21 protein-coding genes are annotated in these 25,759 nt (G+C 61.0%); 14 read left to right on the top strand and 7 right to left on the bottom strand.

All coding sequences use genetic code 11. The annotated features are described in order from the left end of the window. From RDL77_RS09120 to RDL77_RS09105, 4 genes are all read left to right on the top strand, one after another. Positions 1-777, top strand: a complete 777-nt coding sequence (locus RDL77_RS09120) for an L-iditol 2-dehydrogenase (protein WP_288192593.1) — start codon at positions 1-3, stop codon at positions 775-777. Between the two features lie 75 nt (positions 778-852). After that, positions 853-2,331 (top strand): mannitol dehydrogenase family protein, encoded by a 1,479-nt coding sequence (locus RDL77_RS09115; protein ID WP_288192592.1) that lies wholly within the window; start codon positions 853-855, stop codon positions 2,329-2,331. Between the two features lie 4 nt (positions 2,332-2,335). After that, positions 2,336-3,022, top strand: coding sequence for an HAD family phosphatase (locus RDL77_RS09110; RefSeq protein ID WP_223612284.1), 687 nt, complete (start codon positions 2,336-2,338; stop codon positions 3,020-3,022). Between the two features lie 199 nt (positions 3,023-3,221). Then, on the top strand, positions 3,222-4,805 hold the full coding sequence (locus RDL77_RS09105) for an FGGY-family carbohydrate kinase (protein ID WP_288192591.1): 1,584 nt from the start codon (positions 3,222-3,224) through the stop codon (positions 4,803-4,805). 16 nt (positions 4,806-4,821) lie between these two features. Here RDL77_RS09105 and polA read toward each other — a convergent pair whose 3' ends face one another. Then, positions 4,822-7,755: a DNA polymerase I gene (gene polA, locus RDL77_RS09100; RefSeq protein ID WP_288192590.1), complete on the bottom strand. Its 2,934-nt coding sequence runs from the start codon at positions 7,753-7,755 to the stop codon at positions 4,822-4,824. Positions 7,756-7,869: 114 nt separating this feature from the next. Further along, positions 7,870-8,475 carry a YdeI family protein gene (locus RDL77_RS09095; RefSeq protein WP_288192589.1) on the bottom strand — a complete coding sequence of 202 codons (606 nt, stop codon included), beginning with the start codon at positions 8,473-8,475 and terminating at the stop codon, positions 7,870-7,872. A gap of 377 nt (positions 8,476-8,852) precedes the next feature. Between RDL77_RS09095 and RDL77_RS09090 the strand changes: the two genes are divergently transcribed. Together RDL77_RS09090 and RDL77_RS09085 are read left to right on the top strand one after the other, a co-directional pair. Beyond that, positions 8,853-10,241 carry a M20/M25/M40 family metallo-hydrolase gene (locus RDL77_RS09090; protein WP_226904566.1) on the top strand — a complete coding sequence of 463 codons (1,389 nt, stop codon included), beginning with the start codon at positions 8,853-8,855 and terminating at the stop codon, positions 10,239-10,241. Positions 10,242-10,255: 14 nt separating this feature from the next. Further along, positions 10,256-10,873 (top strand): ribonuclease D, encoded by a 618-nt coding sequence (locus RDL77_RS09085; protein WP_223612280.1) that lies wholly within the window; start codon positions 10,256-10,258, stop codon positions 10,871-10,873. A 17-nt stretch (positions 10,874-10,890) separates the two neighbouring features. On the opposite strand, the gene RDL77_RS09080 is transcribed toward RDL77_RS09085, so the two are convergent. Continuing rightward, on the bottom strand, positions 10,891-12,018 hold the full coding sequence (locus RDL77_RS09080; protein ID WP_288192588.1) for an acyltransferase family protein: 1,128 nt from the start codon (positions 12,016-12,018) through the stop codon (positions 10,891-10,893). A 365-nt stretch (positions 12,019-12,383) separates the two neighbouring features. Continuing rightward, a complete protein-coding gene (locus tag RDL77_RS09075; RefSeq protein ID WP_223612277.1) occupies positions 12,384-12,581 on the bottom strand; it encodes a hypothetical protein in 198 nt (65 codons plus the stop codon). 196 nt (positions 12,582-12,777) lie between these two features. On the opposite strand from RDL77_RS09075, the gene RDL77_RS09070 reads away from it, so the two are divergent. The 6 genes from RDL77_RS09070 to RDL77_RS09045 all read left to right on the top strand — a co-directional run bounded on the left by RDL77_RS09070 (position 12,778) and on the right by RDL77_RS09045 (position 19,042). Continuing rightward, complete coding sequence (locus RDL77_RS09070; protein ID WP_288192587.1) at positions 12,778-14,973, top strand: transglycosylase domain-containing protein; 2,196 nt, start codon at positions 12,778-12,780, stop codon at positions 14,971-14,973. A gap of 193 nt (positions 14,974-15,166) precedes the next feature. Then, entirely contained in the window at positions 15,167-16,012 is an 846-nt protein-coding gene (locus RDL77_RS09065; RefSeq protein ID WP_288192586.1) for a transporter substrate-binding domain-containing protein, read from the top strand. Between the two features lie 67 nt (positions 16,013-16,079). Beyond that, complete coding sequence (locus tag RDL77_RS09060) at positions 16,080-16,742, top strand: amino acid ABC transporter permease (RefSeq protein WP_223612274.1); 663 nt, start codon at positions 16,080-16,082, stop codon at positions 16,740-16,742. Positions 16,743-16,746: 4 nt separating this feature from the next. Then, positions 16,747-17,409 (top strand): amino acid ABC transporter permease, encoded by a 663-nt coding sequence (locus RDL77_RS09055; RefSeq protein ID WP_223612273.1) that lies wholly within the window; start codon positions 16,747-16,749, stop codon positions 17,407-17,409. A 12-nt stretch (positions 17,410-17,421) separates the two neighbouring features. Beyond that, positions 17,422-18,192 (top strand): amino acid ABC transporter ATP-binding protein, encoded by a 771-nt coding sequence (locus tag RDL77_RS09050; protein WP_223612272.1) that lies wholly within the window; start codon positions 17,422-17,424, stop codon positions 18,190-18,192. A gap of 100 nt (positions 18,193-18,292) precedes the next feature. After that, on the top strand, positions 18,293-19,042 hold the full coding sequence (locus tag RDL77_RS09045; protein WP_130268458.1) for an SDR family NAD(P)-dependent oxidoreductase: 750 nt from the start codon (positions 18,293-18,295) through the stop codon (positions 19,040-19,042). A gap of 27 nt (positions 19,043-19,069) precedes the next feature. On the opposite strand, the gene xylA is transcribed toward RDL77_RS09045, so the two are convergent. From xylA to RDL77_RS09030, 3 genes are read right to left on the bottom strand one after another with little or no spacing between them, the layout of a single operon-like run. After that, positions 19,070-20,380, bottom strand: a complete 1,311-nt coding sequence (gene xylA / locus RDL77_RS09040; protein WP_288192585.1) for a xylose isomerase — start codon at positions 20,378-20,380, stop codon at positions 19,070-19,072. Then, positions 20,377-21,831 (bottom strand): xylulokinase, encoded by a 1,455-nt coding sequence (gene xylB, locus RDL77_RS09035; RefSeq protein WP_288192584.1) that lies wholly within the window; start codon positions 21,829-21,831, stop codon positions 20,377-20,379. Before xylB ends, xylA begins: the two co-directional genes overlap by 4 nt. 24 nt (positions 21,832-21,855) lie before the next feature. Continuing rightward, positions 21,856-23,100: an ROK family transcriptional regulator gene (locus RDL77_RS09030; protein WP_223612269.1), complete on the bottom strand. Its 1,245-nt coding sequence runs from the start codon at positions 23,098-23,100 to the stop codon at positions 21,856-21,858. 214 nt (positions 23,101-23,314) lie between these two features. On the opposite strand from RDL77_RS09030, the gene xylF reads away from it, so the two are divergent. Both xylF and RDL77_RS09020 read left to right on the top strand, forming a co-directional pair. After that, on the top strand, positions 23,315-24,355 hold the full coding sequence (gene xylF / locus RDL77_RS09025) for a D-xylose ABC transporter substrate-binding protein (RefSeq protein ID WP_223612268.1): 1,041 nt from the start codon (positions 23,315-23,317) through the stop codon (positions 24,353-24,355). Between the two features lie 86 nt (positions 24,356-24,441). Then, positions 24,442-25,749, top strand: a complete 1,308-nt coding sequence (locus RDL77_RS09020; protein ID WP_223612267.1) for a sugar ABC transporter permease — start codon at positions 24,442-24,444, stop codon at positions 25,747-25,749. Positions 25,750-25,759 lie beyond the last annotated feature (10 nt).

Genomic DNA, 25,759 nt, shown 5'->3' with positions numbered 1-25,759 from the left:
ATGAGCAGACTGGCAGGCAAGACGGCATTCATTACGGGATCGGCACGCGGCATCGGCCGGGCCTTTGCGGAGGCCTATCTCAAGGAAGGCGCCGCCCATGTGGTGATTGCCGATATCGATCTGGCGCGCGCGCAGCAGACCGCGACGGAACTCGGCAAGGGCGCGCATGCGGTCAAGCTGGATGTGACGGACCAGGCTTCCATCGATGCCGCCGTCAAGGAAACCGTCGACCTGTTCGGCGGCATCGACATCCTCGTCAACAATGCGGCGCTGTTCGATATGTCGCCGACTGTCGAGATCACCCGCGCCAGCTATGAAAAACTGTTCGCCGTGAATTTTTCCGGCACGCTGTTCACGTTGCAGGCCGTGGCCAAAACCATGATCGCACGCGGCAAGGGCGGCAAGATCATCAACATGGCGAGCCAGGCCGGCCGCCGGGGTGAAGCGCTGGTCGCCATCTACTGCGCCACCAAGGCCGCCGTCATCAGCCTGACCCAGTCCACCGGACAGGACCTGATCAAGCACAGGATCAATGTCAATGCGATTGCCCCCGGTGTTGTCGATGGCGAGCACTGGGCCGGGGTCGACGCGCTTTTTGCCAAGTATGAAAACCGGCCGCTCGGCGAGAAGAAGCGTCTGGTCGGCGAGGCGGTTCCCTATGGCCGCATGGGCACAGCGGAAGACCTGACCGGCATGGCGGTTTTCCTCGCCAGCAGCGACAGCGATTACGTGGTGGCGCAGACATACAATGTCGATGGCGGCAACTGGATGAGCTGAGCGAAAGCCCGGCTCCTGCTGCGCCCTGAAAACGGGCGCAGACGCAGCTTCATTTGAAAAAAGGGGTTAGGCCCGATGACTGTTAAACTTTCCAAAAGCGCGCTGTCGCAGCTTCCAGCCAACGTCGCTGTACCCGGCTACAGGCAGGCCGATCTGACGGCCGGCATCGTCCATTTCGGTATCGGCAATTTCCATCGCGCCCATCAGGCCGTCTATCTCGACGATCTTTTCAACGCCGGCAGCGATCATGACTGGGCGATTGTCGGCGCCGGGGTCCTGGCGTCGGACGAAACCATGCGGCAGAAACTGCGGGAACAGGACTGGCTGACCACGGTGGTCGAACAGGACAGCGGTCATCGCACGGCGCGCGTGACCGCATCGATGATCGACTACCTGAAACCGGGTGAGACGGAAAACACCATTGCGCGGCTTGCCGATCCGAAAATCCGCATCGTGTCGCTGACCATCACCGAAGGCGGTTATTTCATCGATCCGGCCTCCGGCGTATTCAACCCGCAGCATCCGGCGATCGTGGCCGACGCCGCCAATATCGGCGATCCCAGGACGGTGTTCGGTCTCATCCTCGCCGGGCTGATGCGCCGCCGCGCCGAGGGCACGGCGCCTTTCACGGTGATGTCCTGTGACAACATTCCCGGCAACGGGCATGTCACCAGCGATGCCGTCAGCGGTCTTGCGGCGCTTGTCGATGCGAATCTGGCAAAATGGGTGAAGGATAATGTCGCCTTCCCCAACAGCATGGTCGACCGCATCACCCCGGCAACCTCCGACCGCGAGCGCGGCATGCTTGCCAGCGATTTCGGCGTCGAGGACAATTGGCCGGTGTTCTGCGAACCGTTCAAGCAGTGGGTGCTCGAGGATCATTTCCCGACCGGCCGCCCGGCACTGGAAAAGGTCGGCGTCACCTTCGTGAGGGATGTTGCGCCGTACGAGCTGATGAAAATCCGCATCCTCAATGGCGGCCACGCGACCATTGCCTATCCCGCAGCGCTGATGGACATTCACTTCGTGCATGAAGCCATGGAGGAACCGCTGATCCGCGGCTTCCTCGGCAAGCTCGAACGGGAAGAGATCATTCCCGTTCTCCCGCCGGTGCCCGGCATCACTTTCGAGGAATATTACGACCTGATCGACCGGCGTTTCTCCAACCCGAAGATCGGCGATACGATCCAGCGCCTGTGCCAGGACGGGTCCAACCGCCAGCCCAAATTCATCCTGCCGACCACGGCGGACCGCTTGAAGGCGGGCAAGAGCATCACCGGTTTGTCGCTGGTTTCCGCGCTCTGGTGCCGGTTCTGCGAGGGAACAACCGATAGCGGTAAGCCGACGAATTATCTTGACGCCAACGCCGAGCGATTGAAGGTGGAAGCGATGAAGGCCAGGAGCGATCCCAGGGCATTTCTGGCGATGAGCGATATTTTCGGCGATGTCGGTACGTCGCCCATCTTCGCCCAATCCTTCTCCCGAATCTTGAAAACCCTTTGGGACAAGGGTACGCGCGAGACCCTGACGCTTTACCTCGCAGACAAGCTCTGACGCCATGACCAAGCCCGCTCTTGTCATTTTCGATTGCGATGGTGTCCTCGTCGACAGCGAGCCGATCTCCATTGCTGTCCTGCTCGAGATGATTTCCCGAAGCGGCACGACGCTGTCCGAGGAAGAGGCCTACGAGATGTTTCTCGGGCGCAGCATGGCGACGATCAGCAAAATCCTGCATGAGGATTATGGTTTTGCCGCCAGCGCGGCCGACCTGGAGGATATGCGCGCCAATCTCTACGCACGGTTCCGTGCCGATCTGAAACCGATCCCCGGCATAGCCGAGACGCTCAATACGCTCGATCTGCCGCGTTGCGTTGCCTCGTCGAGCCAGCCCGACCGGATTCGCCTGTCGCTCAAGCTGACAGGCTTGCTCGATCTGCTGGAGCCGAATATTTTCAGCGCCACCATGGTCAAGCACGGCAAGCCGGCGCCGGACCTGTTCCTGCATGCGGCGCAGGTCATGAACACGCCGCCGGAAGACTGCGTGGTCATCGAAGACAGTCCTGCAGGCATTGAAGCCGCCAAACGGGCAGGCATGCGCGTCTTCGCCTTCACCGGTGGCACCCACGCGCGCGGCGGCCGGCTGGAAGCAGCGCTTGCGTCTCTCGAGCCAGACCTTATATTCGGCGACATGCTGGAATTGCCCGGCCTGTTGTCATCACTACAGGCCCGAACAAACGTTCACTAGTGGAACGAATTTGACATTCGCATCCCGTTTGACATCACGCGAGATAGGCGAATGTCAAATTCAAAGTTCCACTAGAATCGTGTACTTGCTAGTGGTCCTTTGATTCTGACATTTGCCTGAATGGCTTGTATCAATGGGGTGCAAATATCAGAATCGGACCACTAGAGCGTTCCGGTTCACGACAAGCCGGAAGGTTCGAATGCCAGATTTTGTATGTGCTGTGGATGTGGGAACGGGAAGCGCCCGGGCGGGCATTCTTGATATCAAGGGGAATCTGTTGGGGCGGGGGGAACACCCGATCCTGATGAACCGCCCGCTGCCTGACCATGCCGAACATGATTCGGAAGACATCTGGAAGTCGGTCTGCATCGCGGTGCAGGGCGCGGTCGCGGCATCCAAGGTCGATCCGTCCGATATCACCGGCATCAGTTTCGACGCCACCTGTTCGCTGGTTGTGCGCGACAGGGATGGCAAGCCGCTGACTGTCTCGACAGGCGGTGACAACCGCTGGGACACGATCGTCTGGCTGGATCACCGGGCGCTCGACGAATCGGATGAATGCACGGCAACGGGCCACGACGTCCTCAAATATCTCGGCGGGGTCATGTCGCCGGAAATGCAGACGCCAAAGCTGATGTGGCTCAAGCGGCATCTGCCCAACTCCTGGGACAAAGCCGGATATTTTTTCGACCTTGCCGATTTCCTCAGCTGGAAGGCGTCGGGATCGCTCGCGCGGTCGCAATGCACGATCACCTGCAAATGGACCTATCTGGCCCACAACGAACCGGGCTGGCAGAGCGATTATCTCCAAGAGGTCGGCATCGGCGATATGGTCGAGCGCGGCAGCCTGCCGGAGCGGGCAAGCCCGGTGGGGACCGATGTCGGGCCATTGACGCCGGAGGCTGCCAAGGCGCTGGGCCTTACCACGCGCTGCCATGTGGGCGCGGGGCTGATCGATGCCTATGCCGGGGCGCTCGGCGTCCTTGGCGGCTTCGCCGGCGATCTCTCGCAGATCGACCGGCATCTGGCTTTGATTGCCGGGACCTCCAGCTGCCTGATGGCGCTGTCGCAGGAGCCGATTTCGTTCAACGGCGTCTGGGGACCCTATTACGGCGCGGCTTTGCCGGATTGCTGGCTGAGCGAGGGTGGGCAGTCGGTTTCCGGCGCGCTTCTCGATCACGTCATCCGCTGGCACGGGGCTGCGGGCGAACCCAACGCCGCCCTGCACAAGAAGATCACCGACCGCGTCATGGAACTGCGGGAAAAGGAGGGGCTCGATCTGGCCGGCCGCCTGCATGTCCTGCCGGACTTTCATGGCAACCGCTCGCCGCTGGCTGACCCGCATGCGGTGGGCGTCATCAGCGGCCTGACGCTGGACGCCTCCTTTGACAGCCTGTGCCGCCTCTACTGGCGCACCTCCGTCGGTATTGCCCTTGGCGTTCGGCATGTCCTCGATGCGCTGAACGAGCGCGGCTACGCCATCGACACGATGCATGTGACGGGCGGGCACACCAAAAACCCGCTGCTGATGGAACTCTATGCCGATGCGACGGGCTGTACCGTCATCACGTCGGCTGCCGAAGATGCCGTGCTTCTCGGCACGGCGATGGTCGCGGCAACGGCGGCCGGGCTTTACCCGGATCTGCCCGCCGCCTGCATGGCGATGAAACAGGGCGGGCGCCCGCGCCAGCCCGAACCGAAGGCGCGCCAGCGCTTTGACCGGGATTACCGCATTTTCCTCGAAATGCATGCCCAGCGCAAAGTGCTGGATTCCATGCAGTAGGCCCCAGCTGCCGGTTCTAGTGTGCTTCGTCCCAATTGTGTGCGGCGCGCGCATCCACCTGCAGCGGTACGGACAGGGAAATCGCCGGCATCGCAGCATTGACCATGATGTCGCGAATGATCGGAATGGTCGCGTCGACTTCGCCTTCCGCGGTTTCAAAGATCAGTTCGTCGTGCACCTGCAGCAGCATGCGGGCCGAAAGCTTTGCCTCGTTGAGCGCCGGTTCCATGCGCACCATGGCGCGGCGGATGATGTCGGCGGCCGAACCCTGGATCGGCGCGTTGATCGAGGCACGCTCGTTGAAGGCGCGAACCTGCGGATTGGAGGAGCGGATTTCCGGATAATGCGCCCGGCGCCCGAAGATGGTTTCGACATAACCGTTCTGCCGGGCAAAGGCCTTGGTCGCCTCCATATAGTCCTTGATGCCGGGAAAGCGCTCGAAATAGGTGCGGATATATTGCCCGGCTTCTTCGCGCGGAATCGACAGCTGGTTGGCAAGGCCAAACGCGGAAATGCCGTAGATGATGCCGAAGTTGATCGCCTTGGCGCGGCGGCGCACTTCCGAGGGCATGTCCTTGACCGGAACGCCGAACATTTCCGATGCGGTCATCGCATGAATGTCGATGCCATCGGCGAAGGCCTGGGTGAGCTGGGGAATCTCGGCGACATGCGCCAGGACCCGCAGCTCGATCTGGCTGTAGTCGGCGGAAATCAGCTTGTTGCCCGGCGCGGCGATGAAGGCTGTGCGGATCTTGCGGCCCTCGCTGGTGCGCACGGGAATGTTCTGCAGGTTCGGCTCCGACGAGGACAGCCGCCCTGTCGAGGTCGCGGCCATGGCATAGGACGTATGCACCCGTTTGGTATCGGGATGGATATAGCCGGGCAGGGCGTCCGTATAGGTGGATTTGAGCTTGGTCAGCTGGCGCCAGTCGACGATCTTGCGCGGCAGTTCATGCCCTTCCGCCGCAAGGTCTTCCAGCACCTGTGCCGATGTCGACCACTGCCCGGTCTTGGTCTTCGAACCGCCGGGAAGGCTCATCTTGCCGAAAAGGATGTCGCCCAGCTGTTTGGGCGAGCCGATGTTGAGCTTTTCCCCGGCAAGCTGGTAAATCTCGTGCTCGATGGCGGCTGCCGCCTGCGCCAGATCGCCGGAAAGCCGCGACAGGATTTGCCGGTCGACGGAAATGCCGCGCTCTTCCATCCGCGCCAGCACGGCAACGAGCGGGCGCTCCAGCCGTTCATAGACCGAGACAAGCCCATCCTCGACCAGACGCGGCTTGAGCAGGCGCCACAGGCGCAGGGTGACATCCGCATCTTCGGCGGCATAGGCGGTGGCGCGGTCGATATCGACCATGTCGAATGTAACCGATGACTTACCGCTTCCGGCCACATCCTTGTAGGCGATGGGCGTGTGGCCCAGCCAGCGCTCGGACAGGGCATCCATGCCATGGGTGCCTTCACCCGCATCGAGCACGTAGGAGATCAGCATCGTATCGTCGAAGGGGTGCGGATCGATGCCGTAGCGGTGCATGACCAGCCAGTCATACTTCATGTTGTGCGCGATCTTGAGCACCGAACGGTCCTCGAGCAGCGGCTTCAAAACCCGCAAGGCATCGTCGAGCGGAATCTGTCCTTCGACGGTGCCACCGCCGAGGAGATCGCCATTGCCGGACTTGTGGTTGAGCGGGACATAGGCGGCGTGCCCCGGCCGGATGGCCAGGGAAAAGCCGACCAGCTCGGTCTGCATCGGATCGAGCGAGGTGGTTTCCGTGTCGAACGCCACCAGTCCGGCTTCGGTCGCCTCGTCTATCCAGAGTTGCAGCGTGGCAAGATCGCGGATGCAGGTATAGGCTGTTGTGTCGATCTTCGAAGCCAGCGCTTCGTCACCGCGCGCCTTGATCAGGTCGGCGGGCAGCATTGCGCCGTTCTCCGCTTGGTCCGGACGGGCCGCGGCCGGCGCAGACGCGCCGGCGGTTTCGCCAGGGATTTCAACGTCGGGTCCGTGCGCCTCGGCGACGGTGTCCACCGCGACCTCAGATGGTTCGACGGCGGCGGCATCGATGCCCGTCGCCTCGGCGGCGCGCCGGGTGAGGGAGGTAAACTCCATGGCCTTGAGGAAGGCGACCAGCTTCGGTCCATCCTGCGGCTCAAGCCCGAATTCATCAAGCCCGACATCGATGGGGGTGTCGGTCTTCAGGGTGACCAGCTGGCGTGAGATAAGCGCCTGTTCGCTGAATGCGATGATGTTCTCGCGGCGTTTCTGCTGCTTGATTTCGCCAGCGCGGGCAAGCAGCGTATCGAGATCGCCGAACTCTTCCAGAAGCTGGGCAGCGGTCTTCGGCCCGATGCCGGGAATGCCGGGAACATTGTCGGTGGAATCGCCGGTCAATGCCTGCAGGTCGATCATCTTTTCCGGCGGCACGCCCCATTTCTCGACGACGTCGGGAATGCCGATCTGCTTGTCCTTCATGCTGTCATACATCGACACCAGCGGGGTGACGAGCTGCATCAGGTCCTTGTCGGAGGAGATGATGGTGACTTCCGCGCCGACAGCTTCCGCCATCCGCGCATAGGTTGCGATCAGATCGTCCGCCTCGTAGCCTTCCTTTTCGATGCAGGGAAGGTTGAAGGCCTTGGTGGCCTGGCGGATCAGGCCGAACTGCGGAATGAGGTCTTCCGGCGGGGCCGAACGGTTTGCCTTGTATTCCGGGTAGATTTCCTTGCGGAAGGTGTTCGACGAATAGTCGAAAATGACAGCGAAATGCGTCGGCGTCACCCGGACCGAGGTGTCCCTGGCTTCCCGCAGCAGCTTCCACAGCATGTTGCAGAAACCCGACACGGCGCCCACCGGCAGGCCATCCGATTTGCGGGTGAGGGGCGGCAGCGCATGATAGGCCCGGAAGATATAGCCGGAGCCGTCGACGAGAAAGAGATGATCACCTTTTTTCATGGTGCCTACGATTAAATGATCATCCCGCAAAAGGAAATGATCTGTCTTTCCCATGCACCGAAAGATCGCGGGATAGCCGACTCCTCCTGACAAAATCCGCCGGGCTGCCGCAGCTCATCGGGAGGGTTTGGCCTTCTGCGGATGGATGGTTTCGCCGCGCTCCAGCATGGCAACGAATTTTTCGATGCGCTGCAGGCGTGTCTCGGGTTTCTTGGCATCGTTGACACGGTAGATGATGGCGTAGCGGTTCGCGCTGCTCAATGTCCCGAACATCTGCTTTGCCTCGGCATTCGCGTCGAGGGCTGCCTGCAGATCGTCGGGTATCGTGGCCTTGCCTTGCGAAAGATACGCCTTGTCCCAGCGTCCATCGGCCTTGGCGCGTTCGATTTCCGCAAGACCGGCGGGTGTGATGCGATCCTGTTCGATCAGCTCGAGGGCGCGCTTGCGATTGATGTCGGACCAGCGGCTTGCGGCCTTGCGCGGCGTGAAGCGGATGAGCCAGTGGTCTTCATCGAATGCATCGATCTGGCCGTCGATCCAGCCGTGGCAGAGTGCGCCATCGATCGCATCCTGTTTGGACAGGCTTTTGATCCGCGCGGTCTTCTTGGAAAATTTGAGCCATGCGCCCGGCGATGCCGCATGGTTGGCGGCCAGCCACGCCTCCCAGTCCGCGCCTGCCGGAAAGAACAGAACCGGCAATTCTGTCGTTGCTTTCGCCATGGAATTCGCCTCCGCTCACGACAGCTTTATGCCGGATCAGACGGGTCTTGAACATATCACTTATGCATCACGCGTTTGTTACAAAGATGTAATGTTCCGTGCCCTTGAATTGCCATGGTTTGAGGCCCAAATCCTAGCTGTCGACGATAGATCGATGTCCGGGATTTAAGGCTCGTCCCCCGCCTGCCCCGGACTTGCGGTGACCTCATCCCCCCTCTCCGGGTCGCCGCATCTGAGTGTAGTGATCTGGTCGCCTGTGGTCCCCCCGCCACGGCGGCCATTTCTTTTCCGGCTCCACTTTTTTCTGCCGCTTCCCCGAAAATGGGCTAAGAAGAACTCCCTTCACGAATCCCGGTCCAACAAATTCAGGAATTACCATGTCAGCGCTTGAACCTGTCTTGAACGCCCTTGATGCCAATCTGGATAAAAGTCTGGAGCGGCTGTTCGAACTGTTGAAGATCAAGTCCATCTCGACCGATCCGGCATTCAAGGCCGAATGCCGCAAGGCTGCCGAGTGGCTGGTCGCCGATCTGAAGACCATCGGTTTCGACGCCAGCGTGCGCGACACGCCGGGGCATCCAATGGTTGTCGCGCATCATGAAGGGCCAAGCGCCGATGCACCCCATGTCCTTTTCTACGGTCACTATGACGTGCAGCCGGTTGATCCGCTCGAACTGTGGGAAAACGATCCCTTTGCCCCTGCCATCAAGGATATGGGCGATGGCCGCAAGATTCTGACCGGCCGCGGCACGGCCGATGACAAGGGCCAGCTGATGACCTTCGTCGAAGCCTGCCGCGCCTACAAGGACGTGCATGGCCAGCTGCCGGTCAAGATTTCCATCCTGTTTGAAGGAGAAGAAGAGTCGGGATCGCCGTCGCTGAAGCCTTTCCTCAATGCCTGCAAGGACGAGCTCAAGGCCGACTTCGCCCTCGTGTGCGATACCGGAATGTGGGACAGGCAGACCCCGGCGATTTCCGTCGGCCTGCGCGGGCTGGTCGGCGAGGAAATCGTCGTCAAGGCCGCCGATCGCGACCTGCACTCCGGTTCCTTCGGCGGTGCGGCGGCAAACCCGATCCACATTCTCACGAAGATTCTCGCCGACCTGCACGACGAAACCGGTGCCGTGACCATTCCCGGCTTCTATGACGGTGTCGAGGAAACCCCGACGCAGATCCTGCAGACCTGGAACGGACTCGGCTGCACGCCGGAAAACTTCCTCGGCCCCATCGGCCTTTCCATTCCCTCGGGTGAAAAAGGCCGTTCCATCCTCGAACTGGTCTGGGCGCGCCCGACCGCCGAGATCAACGGCGTGATCGGCGGTTATACCGGGCAGGGCTTCAAGACTGTCATTGCCGCGCAGGCATCGGCCAAAGTGTCGTTCCGCCTCGTGCACAAGCAGAACCCCGCCAAGATCCGCGAAGCCTTCCGCGCCTTTGTGCGCGAGCGCGTCCCTGCCGACTGCTCGGTGGAGTTCCATGAGCATGGCGGCTCGCCCGCCATCCAGCTGTCCTATGACTCGCCGCTGCTGGCCAAGGCCAAGACTGCCTTGAGCGACGAATGGCCGAAGCCGGCCGTGCTGATCGCCATGGGCGGTTCGATCCCGATTGTCGGCGATTTCCAGAACATGCTGGGCATGGAATCGCTGCTCGTCGGCTTCGGGCTTGAGGACGACCGCATCCATTCCCCCAACGAAAAATACGAGCTGAATTCCTTCCACAAGGGCCAGCGTTCCTGGGCACGCATTCTTGACGTGCTGACGAAATAAACCGGAGAGATTTGATGACCATCCGCTTTCACCGCAATGATCTGCCCGACCTTGCAAACTATCAGGTCAATGCCGTTGCCATTGATACGGAGACGCTGGGGCTGAACCCCCATCGCGACCGGCTGTGTGTTGTGCAGATTTCACCCGGTGACGGCTCGGCTGATGTCATCCAGATCGACAAGGGGCAGACATCTGCCCCCAATCTGGTGAAACTTCTTGGTGATGCCGCCATCACCAAGATTTTCCATTTCGGCCGGTTTGATCTTGCCGTGCTCTATCACGCCTTCGGTGTGATGCCGCAGCCGGTCTTCTGCACCAAGATCGCCTCGCGCCTGACCCGCACCTACACGGACCGGCATGGCCTGAAGGAGATTTGCAGCGAATTGCTGGATATCAACCTGTCCAAGCAGCAGCAGTCGTCGGATTGGGCGGCGCCGGAACTGTCGCAGGCTCAGCTGGAATATGCGGCATCCGACGTTCTCTACCTGCACCGGCTGAGCGCCATCCTGATCGAGCGCCTGAAGCGTGACGGACGGGCGGAAGAGGCTGCCGCCTGCTTCCAGTTCCTGCCGACGCGGTCCAAGCTCGATCTGATGGGCTGGGACGAACAGGATATTTTCGCCCACAGTTAAACGGAAAACGGCTCCTGCTATTCTGCAGAAGCCAGCGCGCCCCTGCCTTGCGGCGTGGGCGCGCGGTCGATATGCGCCCATTGCGGCCGTTTGAACAGGAACCGGCCATAGCCGGTCCATTGCACCAGCCCATAAAGGATCACCGGCCCCAGGACGCCGCAGACGACGGTCAGGAGCGAAATCGTGCCGATATCGGTGATGACGCCGGACTTGAGCAGGATGGTTCGCGCCACCGCCATGGGCAGGAAGAAGGCCAGGTAGACAACAATGGAATGGGCGCCGAGCCAGCGCAAAGCACGCACAAGCCATTGTGCAACGGGTATCGAGCCCAGTCGCGCCAGCAGCGCCGAGACCGAAACAATGGCCAATGCCCCGGCAAAACCGGCAAGCAGTGAAATGATGGGCACATTGCTCCAGCCGCCGAGCCCGCCGGATGTATAGGCCTCCAGCGGTATCCAGGCGGCAAAGGGTTGCGATGCCGGGTGAAACACCAGCCAGCCATTGGCGAGCGCCCATACGCCGAGGATGGCAAGGGCGGTGAGCGGCCGCCGCCGCAGCCATTGCGCCAGATCGAAAATGACGGGTGCAAAGGCGTAGCCGGCAAAGAAGAAGACATAGCGGCTGCAGAATTCGTCGAGGACCAGCCATCCCGTATGGATGGGGACGGTTTCAAGCGCGGCGGCAATGGCGAGGATGATCCAGACATTGACGGATCTGACGAGGCGCGTGACGACAAAGAACACCGGCAGCAGATAGATGAACCACAGGGTACCGAAGGGCTGGACGAGGGCAAGGAGATAGGCGCCGACAGCGCCGCCGAGGCCGCTGTCGGCGATAATGCCCGGCGCTTTGAACAGGAACTGGATCGTCAACCACAGCAGGTAGAAATAGGCGAAATGGATGATCTTGCGGTCGGCATAGCGCAGCCATGGCCGGTCGATCACCAGTCCGAGGAACAGGCCCGAGATCAGGAAGAAGTCCGGCATGCGGAATGGCTGGGCAAAGGACACGACCGGATGCATCCAGCCGCGGGCGCCGGCATCGTCCTCGACGCCAAGCACCGAGTGCATCATGACGACGAAGATGATGCAGATACCCTTGGCGATGTCGACCCAATCGACGCGTGTTTTTTCGCCCGTGCTCATCGTTGCTTTGTTCCCCCGCGTTTTACTCTCTTTGATACGCGATATTTCAAAACGGGAAGTAAAATTCAGGTGATGCGCGCAGAAATGACGGTCGGATTACGTGTTCGAAGGGCCGATTGTCCCGGAATGACCCGGTTGCTGCATCCGGATACAAAAATGCCGGGCAGAAGCCCGGCGAATTGTGAACGCAAATGCGTCCAGAGGGGAACACGCAACGAGCGAAAAATGGGAGGAGAACCGCTCGTTACGCACCACCAAAATATGCCTGCCGCGTTTAATTTTCAAGGGCGCAAGAATAATAATCTTTTCGCGCGCCAAGATTTGACAGAAAACGACAGCGGCGCTGCGGCGGCCTGAACGCGGTTTCAGTTGACGGCGGCACCCGCCGGGGTGGGCGCGCCGGTCGCGTCGAGCGGCTCCTTGCACGTCCCGTGACCGCGCAGCTGGCAGCCGCCGAGGCGATACTGTGCTTCGGATTCGGGCGAGGGATTCAGTCTGGCAATGGCACCGCCACCGCAACCGCCGAGGATGATCGCAGCGCAGGCAAGGACCACAAATCGCATTTTCCACTCCATTCCTAATGAGCGGGAAGCTAACGGTCCGGCGCGGATTTCTCAAGCGCGAACCGAACTGTTCGCCTTCACGCATGCTCAGTTTGATGCCATCGGCCGAATTTAACCGCACCTTAAATCGCCGCATTTACCCTGCAACGCGTCGCGAAGGATTTTGCGGCACCGATTGGGGCGGGTATTTCAGTCAATGGCACCACGTGACAAGGGCAGGCAGCGCATCGAGCCGGGGTTCAGTTCGGACCGCCGTTCCGATGACGATGACATGCGCGCCGACCCGGAGGACAGACCCGTGCGAAGCCAGAAGCGCCGGACCTCATCGCGCAAACCCGCCAAGTCAGGGCGCGGCCGCTCCAGCCGCCGGCAGGGTGGCGGTTTCCTGGGGCTCATCCGCCGCACCATCTACTGGTCGTTTGTCCTGTGCATCTGGGGCGGTATCGCCGTCGCGGGCACGGTGATCTATTTCGCCGCCAAGATGCCGCAGACCACCACCTGGACGATCCCCGACCGCCCGCCCAACGTGAAGATTGTTTCGGTCGAAGGCGACCTTATAGCCAATCGCGGCGCCACCGGCGGCGAGGCGATTGGCCTGCACCAGATGTCGCCCTACCTGCCGCAGGCGGTGGTGGCGATCGAAGACCGCCGCTTCTATTCGCATTTTGGTGTCGATCCCGTCGGCTTCGTCCGCGCCATGGCGACCAATGTGATCTCGGGGCGCCTGGTGCAGGGCGGTTCGACCATCACGCAGCAGCTGGCGAAGAACCTGTTCCTGACGCCCGACCGCACGCTGGAGCGCAAGGTTCAGGAAGTCCTGCTCGCCCTCTGGCTGGAGCACAAATACTCCAAGGACCAGATTCTGGAGATGTATCTGAACCGGGTTTATCTCGGTTCGGGTTCCTATGGCGTGGCCGCGGCCTCGCGGCGCTACTTCAACAAATCGGCGCACGACGTCAACCTGTCGGAAGCGGCTGTCATTGCCGGCCTGCTCAAGGCGCCTTCGCGCCTGTCGCCGGCGCGCGATCCGAAAGCCGCCGTCGAGCGTTCCCAGCTGGTGCTGGCGGCCATGCGCGACCAGGGCATGATCGGTGACAAGGAACTGACCGTTGCCATGAAGCAGCCGGCGACCCGCGCGGCGGCCTATTGGAGCGGCTCCGAGCATTATGTCGCCGACCGGGTGATGGAGGAATTGCCCGAGCTTATCGGCGATGTCCGTGCGGATGTGGTTGTCGACACCACCGTCGATCTCGGCCTGCAGAAGCTGGGAGAAGCCTCGATCCGCGATCTGATCCAGAAGAACGGCGACCGGCTCAATGTTTCGCAGGGCGCGCTGGTCTCCATCGATGGCACCGGTGCGGTGCGGGCGCTGGTGGGCGGCTATGACTATGCCAACAGCCAGTTCGACCGCGCCAGCGAAGCCAAGCGCCAGCCCGGCTCGACCTTCAAGCCTTTCGTGTATCTCTCCGCATTGGAGCAGGGGCGCACGCCGGAATCGGTGCGCAACGATGCGCCCATCCGGATCGGCAACTGGACGCCCGGCAACTACAACGGCAAATATTTCGGCAAGGTGACGCTGGCGGAGGCGCTGGCCCGGTCGCTCAATTCGGTATCCGCCCAATTGGTCATGGAAGTCGGCCCCAGCACCGTTGTCGATACGGCGCATCGCCTGGGCATCGTTTCGACCCTCAACGCCAATGCCTCACTGGCGCTTGGGACCTCGGAAGTCACGCTGCTCGAACTCACCGATTCCTTCGTGCCCTTTGCCAATGACGGCTACAAGGCGCCCGTCCATCTGGTCCGCCGCGTCACCACGCATGAGGGCAAGGTGCTGTATGAATTCAAGAATCCCAAGCAGGAGCGGGTGATCAGCGAGCGCAATGTCGGCATGATGAATGCCATGCTGCGCCAGACCGTCGAAAGCGGCACGGCGACCAAAGCCAAATTCGGCTGGCCCGCTGCGGGCAAGACCGGCACCAGCCAGAATTTCCGCGATGCCTGGTTCATCGGCTACACCTCGAACCTGACCACGGGCGTGTGGTTCGGCAATGATGACGGCAAGCCGACCAAGAAGGTCACCGGCGGCGCACTGCCCGCGCTGGCCTGGAAGGAATTCATGGTTGCCGCGCACAAGGGCGTGCCCGTGGCTGAGCTTCCCGGCAATTACCGCGTCAATGAAACCGTCATCGACGGCAACGATGCCTTGCCCGGCGCGGATGTTCCGGCTGCCGAAGGTGTGCCATCGGCCCAGCTCAATCCGGGCGGGCCGGTTCCGCCGGTGGGGCTGGACGATCAAACCGGATCGACCCATCCAACGCCGCCGGTCGGCGTGGGCGGCAATGGCCAGAAGCCGCGCAAGACCACGCTCTTCGACCTGATCATGGGCAACTGACCGGCAAGCCGTCCGGTCCGTGCTTCCCTACGCTCCCATACAGCTTCTGAACCCCCCCTGACGCGGCGATTCCAAATGTCGCTTGACAAGTCGCGACTCTTGTCCTCGTATTATAAAAATCCATTATTAGATATTCTATTCCATAGTAATGGATTAAAACATAATATTCGCTTGACGGATAGGGGAACGAAAAATGTCTAAAGTATTTTACGCGACGGTCGCTGTGGCCGCGCTGCTCGCATTGCCGTTCAATCAGGCTTTCGCGCAGGACAACAAGAGCAGGCTCGATGAGGTGCTGGCCCGCGGCCATCTGGTTGTCGGCACCGGCAGCACCAATGCGCCATGGCACTTCAAGGGTGCTGACGACACGCTGCAGGGCTTCGATATCGACATGGGTCATATCATCGCCAAGGCGCTGTTCAGCGATCCCAGCAAGGTCGAGTTCGTCAACCAGTCTTCCGATGCCCGCATTCCCAATATCACCACGAACAAGGTGGATATCACCTGCCAGTTCATGACGGTCACCGGGGAGAGGGCACAGCAGATCGCCTTCACCATACCGTACTACCGGGAAGGTGTCGGGCTGATGCTGAAGGCTGACAGCAAGTATGCCGACTACGCCGCGCTCAAGGCGGCGGGTTCTTCGGTAACAATCTCGGTGCTGCAGAATGTCTATGCCGAATCGATGGTGCATGCGGCCCTGCCTGGCGCCAAGGTCGACCAGTATGAATCGGTCGATCTGATCTACCAGGCGCTGGAATCCGGCCGTGCCGATGCGGTCGCCACGGATCAGTCGTCGCTTGCCTGGTACATGACCCAGAACAAGGATCGCTACAAGGATGCCGGCTACGGCTGGAATCCGCAGACCTATGCCTGCGGTGTCAAGCGCGGCGATCAGGATTGGCTGAACTTCGTCAACACGGCGCTGCATGAGGCGATGACCGGTGTCGAGTTCGATACCTATGCGAAATCGTTCAAGACCTGGTTCGGCAAGGACCTGACGCCGCCGCAGATCGGCTTCCCCGTCGAATACAAGTAGTCAACCGACGGCTCCAGGGTCGTCTGGAGCCGTTTCTCCTTGTCTTGCGATAACGGGGACGTTGTTCATGGGCTATACGCTGAATTTTGCTGCCGTCTGGCGCAGCTTCGATGACCTGCTGTTGGGGCTGGCGCTCAGCCTTGCCCTGGCCTTCGGCTCCATCCTCATCGGCGCCGTCATCGGGTTGTGCACGGCTTTTGGTCTGATATCCAAAAACGGCCTGATAAAGCGTCCGGCCGGGGTCTACGTCTCCATCATCCGCAACACGCCGATCCTCGTGCTCGTGCTGTTCACCTATTTCGCGCTGCCCCAGTGGGGTTTGCGCCTGGGCAAGATCGAAAGCTTCGTCTTCACGCTCGCCCTCTATTCCGGTGCCTATCTGGCGGAGGTGTTTCGCGCCGGACTGCTGTCGATCCCCGCCGGCCTGCGCGAGGCCGGCCTCGCCATCGGCCTGACGGAAATGCAGATACGCACGTCGATCATCGCGCCGCTGATGTTTCGCAATATCCTGCCGTCGCTCGGCAGCACGATCATCTCGCTGTTCAAGGACACCTCGCTGGCCGCGGCCATCGCCGTGCCGGAACTGACGTTCGAAACGCGCAAGATCAATGTCGAAACCTTTCGCGTCATCGAGACATGGATGGTGGCAAGCTGCCTCTATGTCTTTACCTGTTCGATCCTGGCCGCACTGATGCGCATCGTCGAACGCCGTCTGGCCTTGCCGAGGTGATGTGATGGATATTGTTCATTTCGCGGATGTTCTCTGGCTGGCGCGCTGGCCGATCCTCAAGGGTATCGGCGTCACCCTGTCGATTTCGCTGCTGGCGATCTGCTGCGGCACGGTGCTCGGGGTTGGTGTTGGTCTGGCGCTGACCTATGCCAGGGCACCGCTGCGCTGGATCGTGCGCGGCTACACGGATTTCATCCGCGGCACACCGGTCCTCGTGCTGGTTCTCGCCAGCTATTACGTGCTCGGCACCATCGGCCTCGACCTCGGGCCGTTCCAGGCAGGCATTCTCGCGCTCGCCGTGTTCTGCAGTTCGCATGTGGGGGAGATTGTCCGGGGCGCGCTGCAATCCATACCTAAGGGGCAGACGGAAGCCGCCAAGGCCATCGGCCTGACCTTTCCGCAGACCTTCGCCTATGTGCTCGGTCCGCAGGCGCTGCGCCAGGTGCTGCCAGCCTGGGTCAACACCGCCGCTGAAATGGTCAAGGCATCGACCCTCTTGTCGATTATCGGCGTGGCCGAATTGCTGCTGCGCACGCAGGAACTGATTTCCAGAACCTTCATGAGCCTCGAATTCTATTTCTTCGCCGGCTTCCTGTATTTCGTCATCAACTATGCCATCGAACGTTTCGGCCGCTACGTCGAACGCAAGATGGCGGTTCCGTCCTAAGGGGATTCCGGGATGCCAGACAATCTTCTTGAAATCCGCAACCTGCACAAGAGCTATGGCGAGGTGGAAGTCCTCAAAGGCGTCGACTGCAGCATGAAGCAGGGCGATGTCGTCAGCATCATCGGGTCGAGCGGCTCCGGCAAGACCACCATGCTGCGCTGCATCAACATGCTGGAAGAATTCCAGGGCGGGTCGATCAGCATAGACGGTCAGGAGATCGGCTATGAGATGGTCGGCGGCCAGCGCCGGCGCAAGAAGGAGAAGGAAATCGCCCGCCAGCGCGCCCTGACCGGCATGGCTTTCCAGCAGTTCAACCTGTTCCCGCATATGAGTGCCGTGCACAATGTCATGCTTGGCCTGGTCAAGGTGAAGAAGCTGGACAGGGACGAGGCGCGCACCATTGCGCTGAAATGGCTGGATCGTGTCGGCCTGCTCGCCCGTGCTGATCATTTTCCCGGGCAATTGTCCGGCGGCCAGCAGCAGCGTGTCGCCATCGCCCGCGCCATTGCCATGAATCCCCGGTTGATGCTGTTCGATGAAGTCACCTCGGCACTCGATCCGGAACTGGTGAACGAGGTGCTGCAGGTGATCAAGACACTGGCGCAGGACGGCATGAGCATGCTGCTTGTCACCCACGAGATGCGCTTTGCCTACGAGGTCTCCAACCGGGTGATCTTCATGAACCAGGGGCTTATCGGCGAGGAAGGCAACCCGCGCGACATGTTCCACAAGCCGCAGAGCGAGCGCCTGGCCGAGTTTTTGAAGACGTCGAGTTTTTCCTGAACTTCGCGATGTTTGTTCGCAGGCACACGTCAAAATACCGGCGTGCACAGTTCCCTTTGGGCGGCGCTTGCTCTATGGCTCATGCAAACGGAGTTTTCCCATGAGCAGCGATGAAGCACGCAAAGTCCTCGTCTTGACTGGCGCAAGCCGTGGCATCGGCCACGCCACGGTCAAGCGGTTTTCCCGCGCCGGCTGGCGCGTCATCACCTGCTCGCGGCAGGATTTTTCCGATGATTGTCCCTGGCCTGCCGGTCCCGACGATCATATCAAGGTGGATCTCGCCGATCCCGCCGATGTGGATCATGCCGTCCTGGAAATTCGCCAGAGGCTGGAGATCGAAGGCGGCAAGCTGCATGCCCTGATCAACAATGCCGGTATCTCGCCCAAGAATCCGGGCGGTGACCGGCTGGATTCGATCGAGACCCCCATGCACACATGGTCGACCGTGTTTCAGGTGAATTTCTTCGCACCCATCATGCTGGCGCGCGGCCTGTTCAAGGAGCTGGAAGCGGGCAAGGGTTCGATTGTCAACGTCACCTCCATCGCCGGAAGCCGCGTGCATCCCTTTGCCGGAACGGCCTATGCGACATCGAAGGCTGCGCTGGCATCCCTGACGCGGGAAATGGCCTCGGATTTCGGCCCGCACGGCATTCGCGTCAACGCGATCGCGCCGGGCGAGATCGATACGGCGATCCTGTCGCCGGGCACCGACAAGCTGGTGGAACAGCTGCCGCTGCGCCGTCTCGGCAAGACCGCTGAGGTTGCCGAGACGATCTATTTCCTGTGCTCCGAGGCATCGTCCTATGTGACCGGATCGGAAATCCACATCAATGGCGGCCAGCACGTCTGATGCTTGAAGGGGAGTAAAAACACTCCCTCAAACGTAGCGGTTGACCACGTTCTCCAGATATTCCTGGCGGCCGGAGCGCGGCTGCGGCTGGATTTTCTTGTCCTCGACATGCTTGGCGATATCCTCGAGCGACAGCTTGCCCGACAGCATGGCCTGCGCGTCAGGCTTGGCCCAGCCCGCATAGCGCTCCTCGACAAACCCGGTGAGGGCCTTGTCCTCAACCATCTTCGCCGCTGCCTTGAGGCCGCGGGCGCAGGTATCCATGCCGCCGATATGCGCGATCAGCAGGTCCTGCGGATCGAGCGACTGGCGGCGCAGTTTGGAGTCGAAATTGGTGCCGCCCGTGGTGAAGCCGCCGGCTTTGAGGATTTCATAATAGGCCAGCGCCACCTCGGGCACGTTGTTGGGGAACTGATCCGTATCCCAGCCCGACTGGTAATCATTGCGGTTCATGTCGATAGAACCGAAAATCCCGAGCGCCGCAGCGGTTGCCAGTTCATGTTCGAAGGAGTGGCCGGCAAGAATGGCGTGGCCCTGTTCGAGATTGACCTTGACCTCGTTCTCCAGACCAAAGCGCTTGAGGAAGCCATAGACTGTCGCCGCATCGTAGTCGTACTGATGCTTGGTCGGCTCCTGCGGCTTCGGCTCGATGAGGATCGCGCCCTTGAAGCCGATCTTGTGCTTGTAGTCGACGACGAGGCTGAGGAACCGGCCCATCTGGTCGAGTTCGCGCTTCATGTCGGTGTTGAGCAGGGTCTCGTAGCCTTCGCGGCCGCCCCAGAGCACGTAGTTCTCGCCCTTCAGCTTCTGCGTGACGTCGATACAGGTTTTCACCGTCGCTGCCGCATAGGCGAAGACATCGGGATCGGGGTTGGTGGCGGCACCGGCCATGTAGCGCCGGTTGGAGAAAAGATTGGCGGTGCCCCAGAGCAGCTTGGTGCCGGTCTTTTCCATCTTGCCTGCGAAATAATCTGCAATCTCGTAGAGGCGCTTGTTGCTTTCGGTGAGAGTCTCGCCTTCCGGACGGACGTCGGCGTCGTGGAAGCAGAAATACGGTGCGCCCAGCAGCGAGAACATCTCGAAAGCCACGTCGGCTTTCAGCTTCGCACCCTGCATCGTGTCATTGAACCAGGGACGTTCGAAGGTCTGGCCGCCGAAGGGATCGCCGCCCGGCCAGGTGAAGGAATGCCAGTAGGCGACCGCAAAGCGCAGATGGTCTTCCATGCGCTTGCCATTGATCAGCTCTTCGGGATTATAAAAACGATAGGCAAGCGGATTGGTGCTGTCCGGCCCCTCATATTTGACTGGTTTGATGTCACCAAAAAATCCGCTGCTCATGATTGAACTCCCTTTAATGCTGGATAGAGGTTGTGGTAGCGCCGGTAGGCGATGTCGAAATCGGCGGTGAGCCCCTTGTCGGGCTCGATGGTCTTTTCCGTTGCGGGCTGTGTGCAGATGGCACGCGGATCGGCCTTTTCCGCTGCGATGAGGCCAAGCCTTGCGGCACCGAAGGCTGCGCCGAAATCCCCGTCGGCAGGCACGTCGACGGGAATGTCGAGCGCCGTGGCAATGGTTTTCAGCCAGTAGGCGGACCGCGAACCGCCGCCGACGGCGGTCACCCGGTCAAGCCTGGTGCCCGCACTGGCAAGCGCATGCAGGCAATCGCGGAAGGCAAAGGCGACGCCCTCGAGGACAGCCTGTGTCAGGCTCGCCCGGTCGCTGGCATGTTCCAACCCCTGGAACGAGCCGCGGATGGCGGAATCGTTGTGCGGGGTGCGTTCCCCGGAGAGATAGGGCAGGAAGGTCACGCCGGAAGGGGCTCGTAAATTGTCACCCAATTCGTCGGTCAGTTCCGCCGGCTTGCGCGCGGTGATGCCGGCATACCAGTTGAGCGCATCGGTGGCGGAGAGGATCACGCCCATCTGGTGCCACGTGTCGGGGATGGCATGGCAGAAAGTGTGAACGGCACTGGCCGGGTTGGGCAGATAGGCATTGTTGGCGGCAAACAGCACGCCGGATGTACCGAGCGAGACGAAGGCATGGCCTTCAGCCACGGTGCCCATGCCGCAGGCGGAAGCGGCATTGTCCCCGGCGCCGCCGGCAACAACCACCCCGTTGCCCATGCCCCAACGCGTGGCCAGACTGGCTTTCAGCGTGCCGGAAACCTCGGTTCCCTCGACGAGGGATGGCATGTGGCTCCTGTCGAGTCCGGATGCACCGAGCAACTCGTCCGACCAGGCGCGTTTGCCGACATCGAGCCAGGAGGTTCCCGCCGCATCGGACATTTCGGAGACGTGTTCGCCGGTCAGCCAGAGCCGCAGATAATCCTTCGGCAGCAACACCCGCCGCAGTTTTGCGAAAATCTCCGGCTCGTTGTTCTTCACCCACATCACTTTCGGTGCGGTAAAGCCGGGAAAAACAATGTTGCCGCTGAGCGCGCGAAAGATCGGGTTGCCGTCGAGTTCGGCTGCTTCCGCATGGCTGCGCGTGTCGTTCCACAGCATGCAGGGCCGGAGCACGCTGTCGTTGCCGTCAAGCAGCGTTGCGCCGTGCATCTGGCCGGACAGGCCGATGCCTTTCACAGCAGCCAATTCTTTGGGGTGGCTGGCCTTCAGCGCGGCAATGGCATCTTCCGTTGCGCGTATCCAGTGTGCGGGGTCCTGCTCGGACCAACCGGAATGCGGCCGTGAAACATCCAGTGTTCCTGTGCCGGAGCCAATGACGGATTGCCTGTCGTCAATCAACAGCGCCTTGACGCCGGATGTGCCTAAATCGAGACCGAGATACATGGAGGATCCTTTGAAATGTGGAGGCTAGATCGCCCGCCGCAGCGGTGCTTCACGCAGATCGCCGGGGGCGAAAAGCTGGGTATCGAGATGCAGCAGGGACGTCATCATGCAGCCCTGCAGGATGAGCGGATGCTCGTCGGGATAGCAGCGGATGGTCAGGTCAGGCTTGCCGCCCCAGCCGGTCGTGCCGGATACGATTTCCCGCAGGTCCGCCTCGATGAGGTCGAAGACACCGGCGCCGGGCCCGACAAGTGCGATGGGCACGGGATCGATCAGCGAGAAAAGACTGCGCAGGCCGGAGCCGATGGCCTGTCCCGCCTTGCGGAATGCCGCCCGCTCCGCACCGTCGCGGCTGCGGGCACGATCGGCCACGGCATTGAAGGAAGCGGCATCGACATCCTGGGCCGGCTGGGCCTGTTCGTCCTCGCCCGCTGTCCGGCGCAGGATGGCATAATCACTGGCATAGGCCTCGATGCAGCCGTGGCGGCCGCAGCGGCACAGCGCGCCGTTGGGGACATGCAGCATATGGCCGAATTCGGCACCGGAAGACTGGACGCCGAGAAACGGCTTGCCCTTGAGATAAAGGCCCATGCCGATGCCGTGCGACAGGAGGATGGCGGCAAAGTCTTCGGCGTAATGTTCCGGATCGGTCCAGCGCAGCGCCTCGGCAATCATGCTGCAATCATTGGCAACCGCAACGCTGACGCCGTAGCGCGCGGAAAGGATTTCGCCGAAAGCCACATTGATGTCGGGCGTGATCGGCGACCAGAGCATGGTCGCGCTGGCGGCATCGGTGACACCCTGCACGCCCATGGAGATATGCATGAGCCGGCCCGCGCTGCCCGGCATGGCAGCGAGCAGGCCGTCAAGCATTTCGCAGATCGCCCGGGTCAGGTCGCCGGCGCTCGCATCGAGCGTCGGGATACGGCGGATTTCCTGCGCGATCACCTGTCCCTTGTAGTCGAACAGCACGGTGTGGGCGAGGTTGAGCGCCAGTTCAACCGTGGCGATCGTCGCGATTTCCGGGTTGAGCGTCAGTGCCACCTGCGGGCGGCCGCGGCGATTGGCCGTGACATCGCCGTCGCGGCTTTCATTGACAATGCCTTCGGCGATGAGGGCCGTGGTGATGGCTGAAACCGTCGATGCGCTGAGGCCGGTCTGGGCCACGATATCGGTGCGCGAGAGGAGATCATGGCCGCGCAATGCGGCCAGGACGAGCCTGCGATTCTGACGCCGGACATCGTCCGGCCGGGCTATCTCATCTACCAACGAACGATCTCCTCCCGAAATCTTTTTTTGATGCGATGCAAAAATATTGTTGCAACGCAATAGCTTAGCAGATCAGATTCTATGTTGACATGGAAATGAAATTAAGTCACTATTTTTTTCGAGCCTCGAAATAAAGAGGTTTGGGTGACTGGCCGGAGGTGAAAGGCCTGACATCCGACGGGATCAACGTGCCATGTGCACTGGGAGGATTATCATGAAAAAATACGCAACCGCTCTGGCGGGTGTTGCTCTTGCCGTTTCTTTGGCCGGCCCTGCGCTGGCGAAAGACAAGATCATTGGCGTGTCCTGGTCCAACTTTCAGGAAGAGCGCTGGAAGACAGATGAAGCTGCCATCAAGAAAGCGCTTGAAGCCAATGGCGACAAGTATATTTCGGCCGATGCCCAGTCTTCCGCTTCCAAGCAGCTCACCGACGTTGAAAGCCTGATCGCCCAGGGCGCCAATGCCCTGATCATTCTTGCGCAGGATTCGAGCGCAATCGGACCAGCTGTTGAAAAGGCGGTCGCTGAAGGTATTCCGGTCGTCGGTTATGATCGCCTGATCGAAAACAAGGATGCGTTCTACATCACCTTCGACAACAAGGAAGTCGGCCGCATGCAGGCACGCGGTGTCCTGGCTGTGAAGCCGGAAGGCAATTACGCCTTCATCAAGGGCAGCTCGGCCGATCCGAACGCCGATTTCCTCTTCTCCGGCGCACAGGAAGTTTTGAAGGACGCCATCGCGTCCGGCAAGATCAAGAATGTCGGCGAAGCCTATACGGACGGCTGGCTGCCGGCCAATGCGCAGAAGAACATGGAACAGTTCCTGACCAAGAACGACAACAAGATCGACGCTGTCGTTGCGGCCAATGACGGCACTGCCGGCGGTGCCATCGCTGCCCTGCAGGCCCAGGGGCTTGCCGGTACGGTGCCCGTGTCCGGTCAGGATGCGGATTTCGCCGCCCTGAACCGCATTGCGCTCGGCACCCAGACCGTTTCGGTCTGGAAAGACTCGCGTGAGCTGGGCAAGGAAGCAGCCGGTATTGCCGCGGCACTCGCCGACGGCAAGAAGATGGGCGACATTCCGCATGTGCAGAAGTTTGCCGGCGGTGCGAACAAGGTTGAAGTCAATGCCGTGTTCCTGACGCCCGTTCCGATCACCAAGGACAACCTCAACGTCATTATCGACGCGGGTTGGGTGAAGAAGGATGTTGTCTGCCAGGGCGTCAAGGCCGGTTCGGTCGCAGCCTGCAAGTAAGTCCTGAATAATCTGCTAATATTGAGCGCCGCTGGTCCACTGGATCGGCGGCGTTTTAAAAAGAACCTGAAACTGGGGAGAGACAAATGAGTGATCCGGCAGTCAGTATTGACCGGGCCCGCGCCTCCGAACTTGGCCTTACCGCCCGCTTCTTCAAAGCCACCGAACTTGATACCCGGCTTCTGGGTATGATCGGTGCGCTGGTTGTCATCTGGATTGCTTTCCAGGTTCTCTCCGGCGGCCAGTTCCTTACACCGCGCAACCTGTGGAATCTTTCCGTGCAGACGTCATCCGTTGCCGTGATGGCGACCGGCATGGTGCTGATCATCGTGACGCGCAATATCGACCTGTCGGTCGGTTCGCTGCTGGGTTTCATCGGCATGATCATGGGCGTCATGCAGACGGAAATGCTGCCGAAACTCATCGGCTTCGAACATCCCGCCACCTGGATCATCACGCTTGGCATTGGCATTGTCGCCGGTGCCGTCATCGGCGGCTTTCAGGGCTTCATCATCGCCTTCCTCGGGGTTCCTGCCTTCATCGTGACGCTCGGCGGCCTGCTCGTCTGGCGCGGTGCAGCCTGGTGGGTCACATCGGGCCGTACGGTCGCACCGATGGACTCGACCTTCCGCCTGATGGGCGGCGGTCCGGAAGGCTCCATCGGCTCCATGTGGAGCTGGATTCTCGGCATCGCCGCCTGCGTCGCCATCGTGATCATGGTGGCCAACAGCCGCCGGCAGCGCCAGCGGTTCAATTTTCCGCGCCGTCCCGTCTGGGCCGAAGTGTTCATGGCTGCCATCAGTTGCGGTCTGGTGCTCGGGGCCGTCTCGATTGCCAATGCCTATTACTGGCCCATCGGCATCGTGCGCAAATATGCCGATGCCAACAACATCACCATTCCCGACGGCGGCCTGTTCATCTCGCATGGTATTGCCATACCGGTGCTGATTGCCGTGGCAACCGGGATCATCATGACATTCGTGACCACGCGCACGCGCTTCGGCCGCTATGTCTTCGCCATGGGCGGCAATCCCGAAGCTGCCGATCTGGCCGGTATCAACACGCGCTGGGTCACCATGAAGATCTTCATCATCATGGGCATTCTCTGCGCCATCGCCGGTGCGATCTCGACCGCGCGCCTCAACGCGGCAACCAATGCCCAGGGCACGCTCGACGAGCTTCTGACCATTGCCGCCGCCGTGATTGGCGGAACGTCGCTGGCCGGCGGCGTCGGCACCATCGCCGGTGCGATGATCGGCGCGCTGCTCATGCAGTCGCTGAGCTCGGGCATGGTGCTTCTCGGCCTCGATACGCCGCTGCAGAACATTGTTGTCGGTATCGTTCTGGTGATCGCCGTCTGGCTCGACACCATCTATCGCCGCCGTACCGCGTGAGGGAGGAAAG

The organism is uncultured Phyllobacterium sp. (genome assembly GCF_902479695.1).
In the GTDB taxonomy this organism is placed as follows: domain Bacteria; phylum Pseudomonadota; class Alphaproteobacteria; order Rhizobiales; family Rhizobiaceae; genus Phyllobacterium; species Phyllobacterium calauticae.
This window is presented reverse-complemented; position numbering and strand designations above follow the sequence as displayed.

Excerpts from the sequence above, each read along its gene's own strand:
- RDL77_RS09120 (WP_288192593.1), top strand. The coding sequence starts at position 1 with ATGAGCAGACTGGCAGGCAAGACGGCATTCATTACGGGATCGGCACGC.
- RDL77_RS09115 (WP_288192592.1), top strand. The coding sequence starts at position 853 with ATGACTGTTAAACTTTCCAAAAGCGCGCTGTCGCAGCTTCCAGCCAAC.
- RDL77_RS09110 (WP_223612284.1), top strand. The coding sequence starts at position 2,336 with ATGACCAAGCCCGCTCTTGTCATTTTCGATTGCGATGGTGTCCTCGTC.
- RDL77_RS09105 (WP_288192591.1), top strand. The coding sequence starts at position 3,222 with ATGCCAGATTTTGTATGTGCTGTGGATGTGGGAACGGGAAGCGCCCGG.
- polA (WP_288192590.1), bottom strand. The coding sequence starts at position 7,755 with ATGAAAAAAGGTGATCATCTCTTTCTCGTCGACGGCTCCGGCTATATC.
- RDL77_RS09095 (WP_288192589.1), bottom strand. The coding sequence starts at position 8,475 with ATGGCGAAAGCAACGACAGAATTGCCGGTTCTGTTCTTTCCGGCAGGC.
- RDL77_RS09090 (WP_226904566.1), top strand. The coding sequence starts at position 8,853 with ATGTCAGCGCTTGAACCTGTCTTGAACGCCCTTGATGCCAATCTGGAT.
- RDL77_RS09085 (WP_223612280.1), top strand. The coding sequence starts at position 10,256 with ATGACCATCCGCTTTCACCGCAATGATCTGCCCGACCTTGCAAACTAT.
- RDL77_RS09080 (WP_288192588.1), bottom strand. The coding sequence starts at position 12,018 with ATGAGCACGGGCGAAAAAACACGCGTCGATTGGGTCGACATCGCCAAG.
- RDL77_RS09075 (WP_223612277.1), bottom strand. The coding sequence starts at position 12,581 with ATGCGATTTGTGGTCCTTGCCTGCGCTGCGATCATCCTCGGCGGTTGC.
- RDL77_RS09070 (WP_288192587.1), top strand. The coding sequence starts at position 12,778 with ATGGCACCACGTGACAAGGGCAGGCAGCGCATCGAGCCGGGGTTCAGT.
- RDL77_RS09065 (WP_288192586.1), top strand. The coding sequence starts at position 15,167 with ATGTCTAAAGTATTTTACGCGACGGTCGCTGTGGCCGCGCTGCTCGCA.
- RDL77_RS09060 (WP_223612274.1), top strand. The coding sequence starts at position 16,080 with ATGGGCTATACGCTGAATTTTGCTGCCGTCTGGCGCAGCTTCGATGAC.
- RDL77_RS09055 (WP_223612273.1), top strand. The coding sequence starts at position 16,747 with ATGGATATTGTTCATTTCGCGGATGTTCTCTGGCTGGCGCGCTGGCCG.
- RDL77_RS09050 (WP_223612272.1), top strand. The coding sequence starts at position 17,422 with ATGCCAGACAATCTTCTTGAAATCCGCAACCTGCACAAGAGCTATGGC.
- RDL77_RS09045 (WP_130268458.1), top strand. The coding sequence starts at position 18,293 with ATGAGCAGCGATGAAGCACGCAAAGTCCTCGTCTTGACTGGCGCAAGC.
- xylA (WP_288192585.1), bottom strand. The coding sequence starts at position 20,380 with ATGAGCAGCGGATTTTTTGGTGACATCAAACCAGTCAAATATGAGGGG.
- xylB (WP_288192584.1), bottom strand. The coding sequence starts at position 21,831 with ATGTATCTCGGTCTCGATTTAGGCACATCCGGCGTCAAGGCGCTGTTG.
- xylF (WP_223612268.1), top strand. The coding sequence starts at position 23,315 with ATGAAAAAATACGCAACCGCTCTGGCGGGTGTTGCTCTTGCCGTTTCT.
- RDL77_RS09020 (WP_223612267.1), top strand. The coding sequence starts at position 24,442 with ATGAGTGATCCGGCAGTCAGTATTGACCGGGCCCGCGCCTCCGAACTT.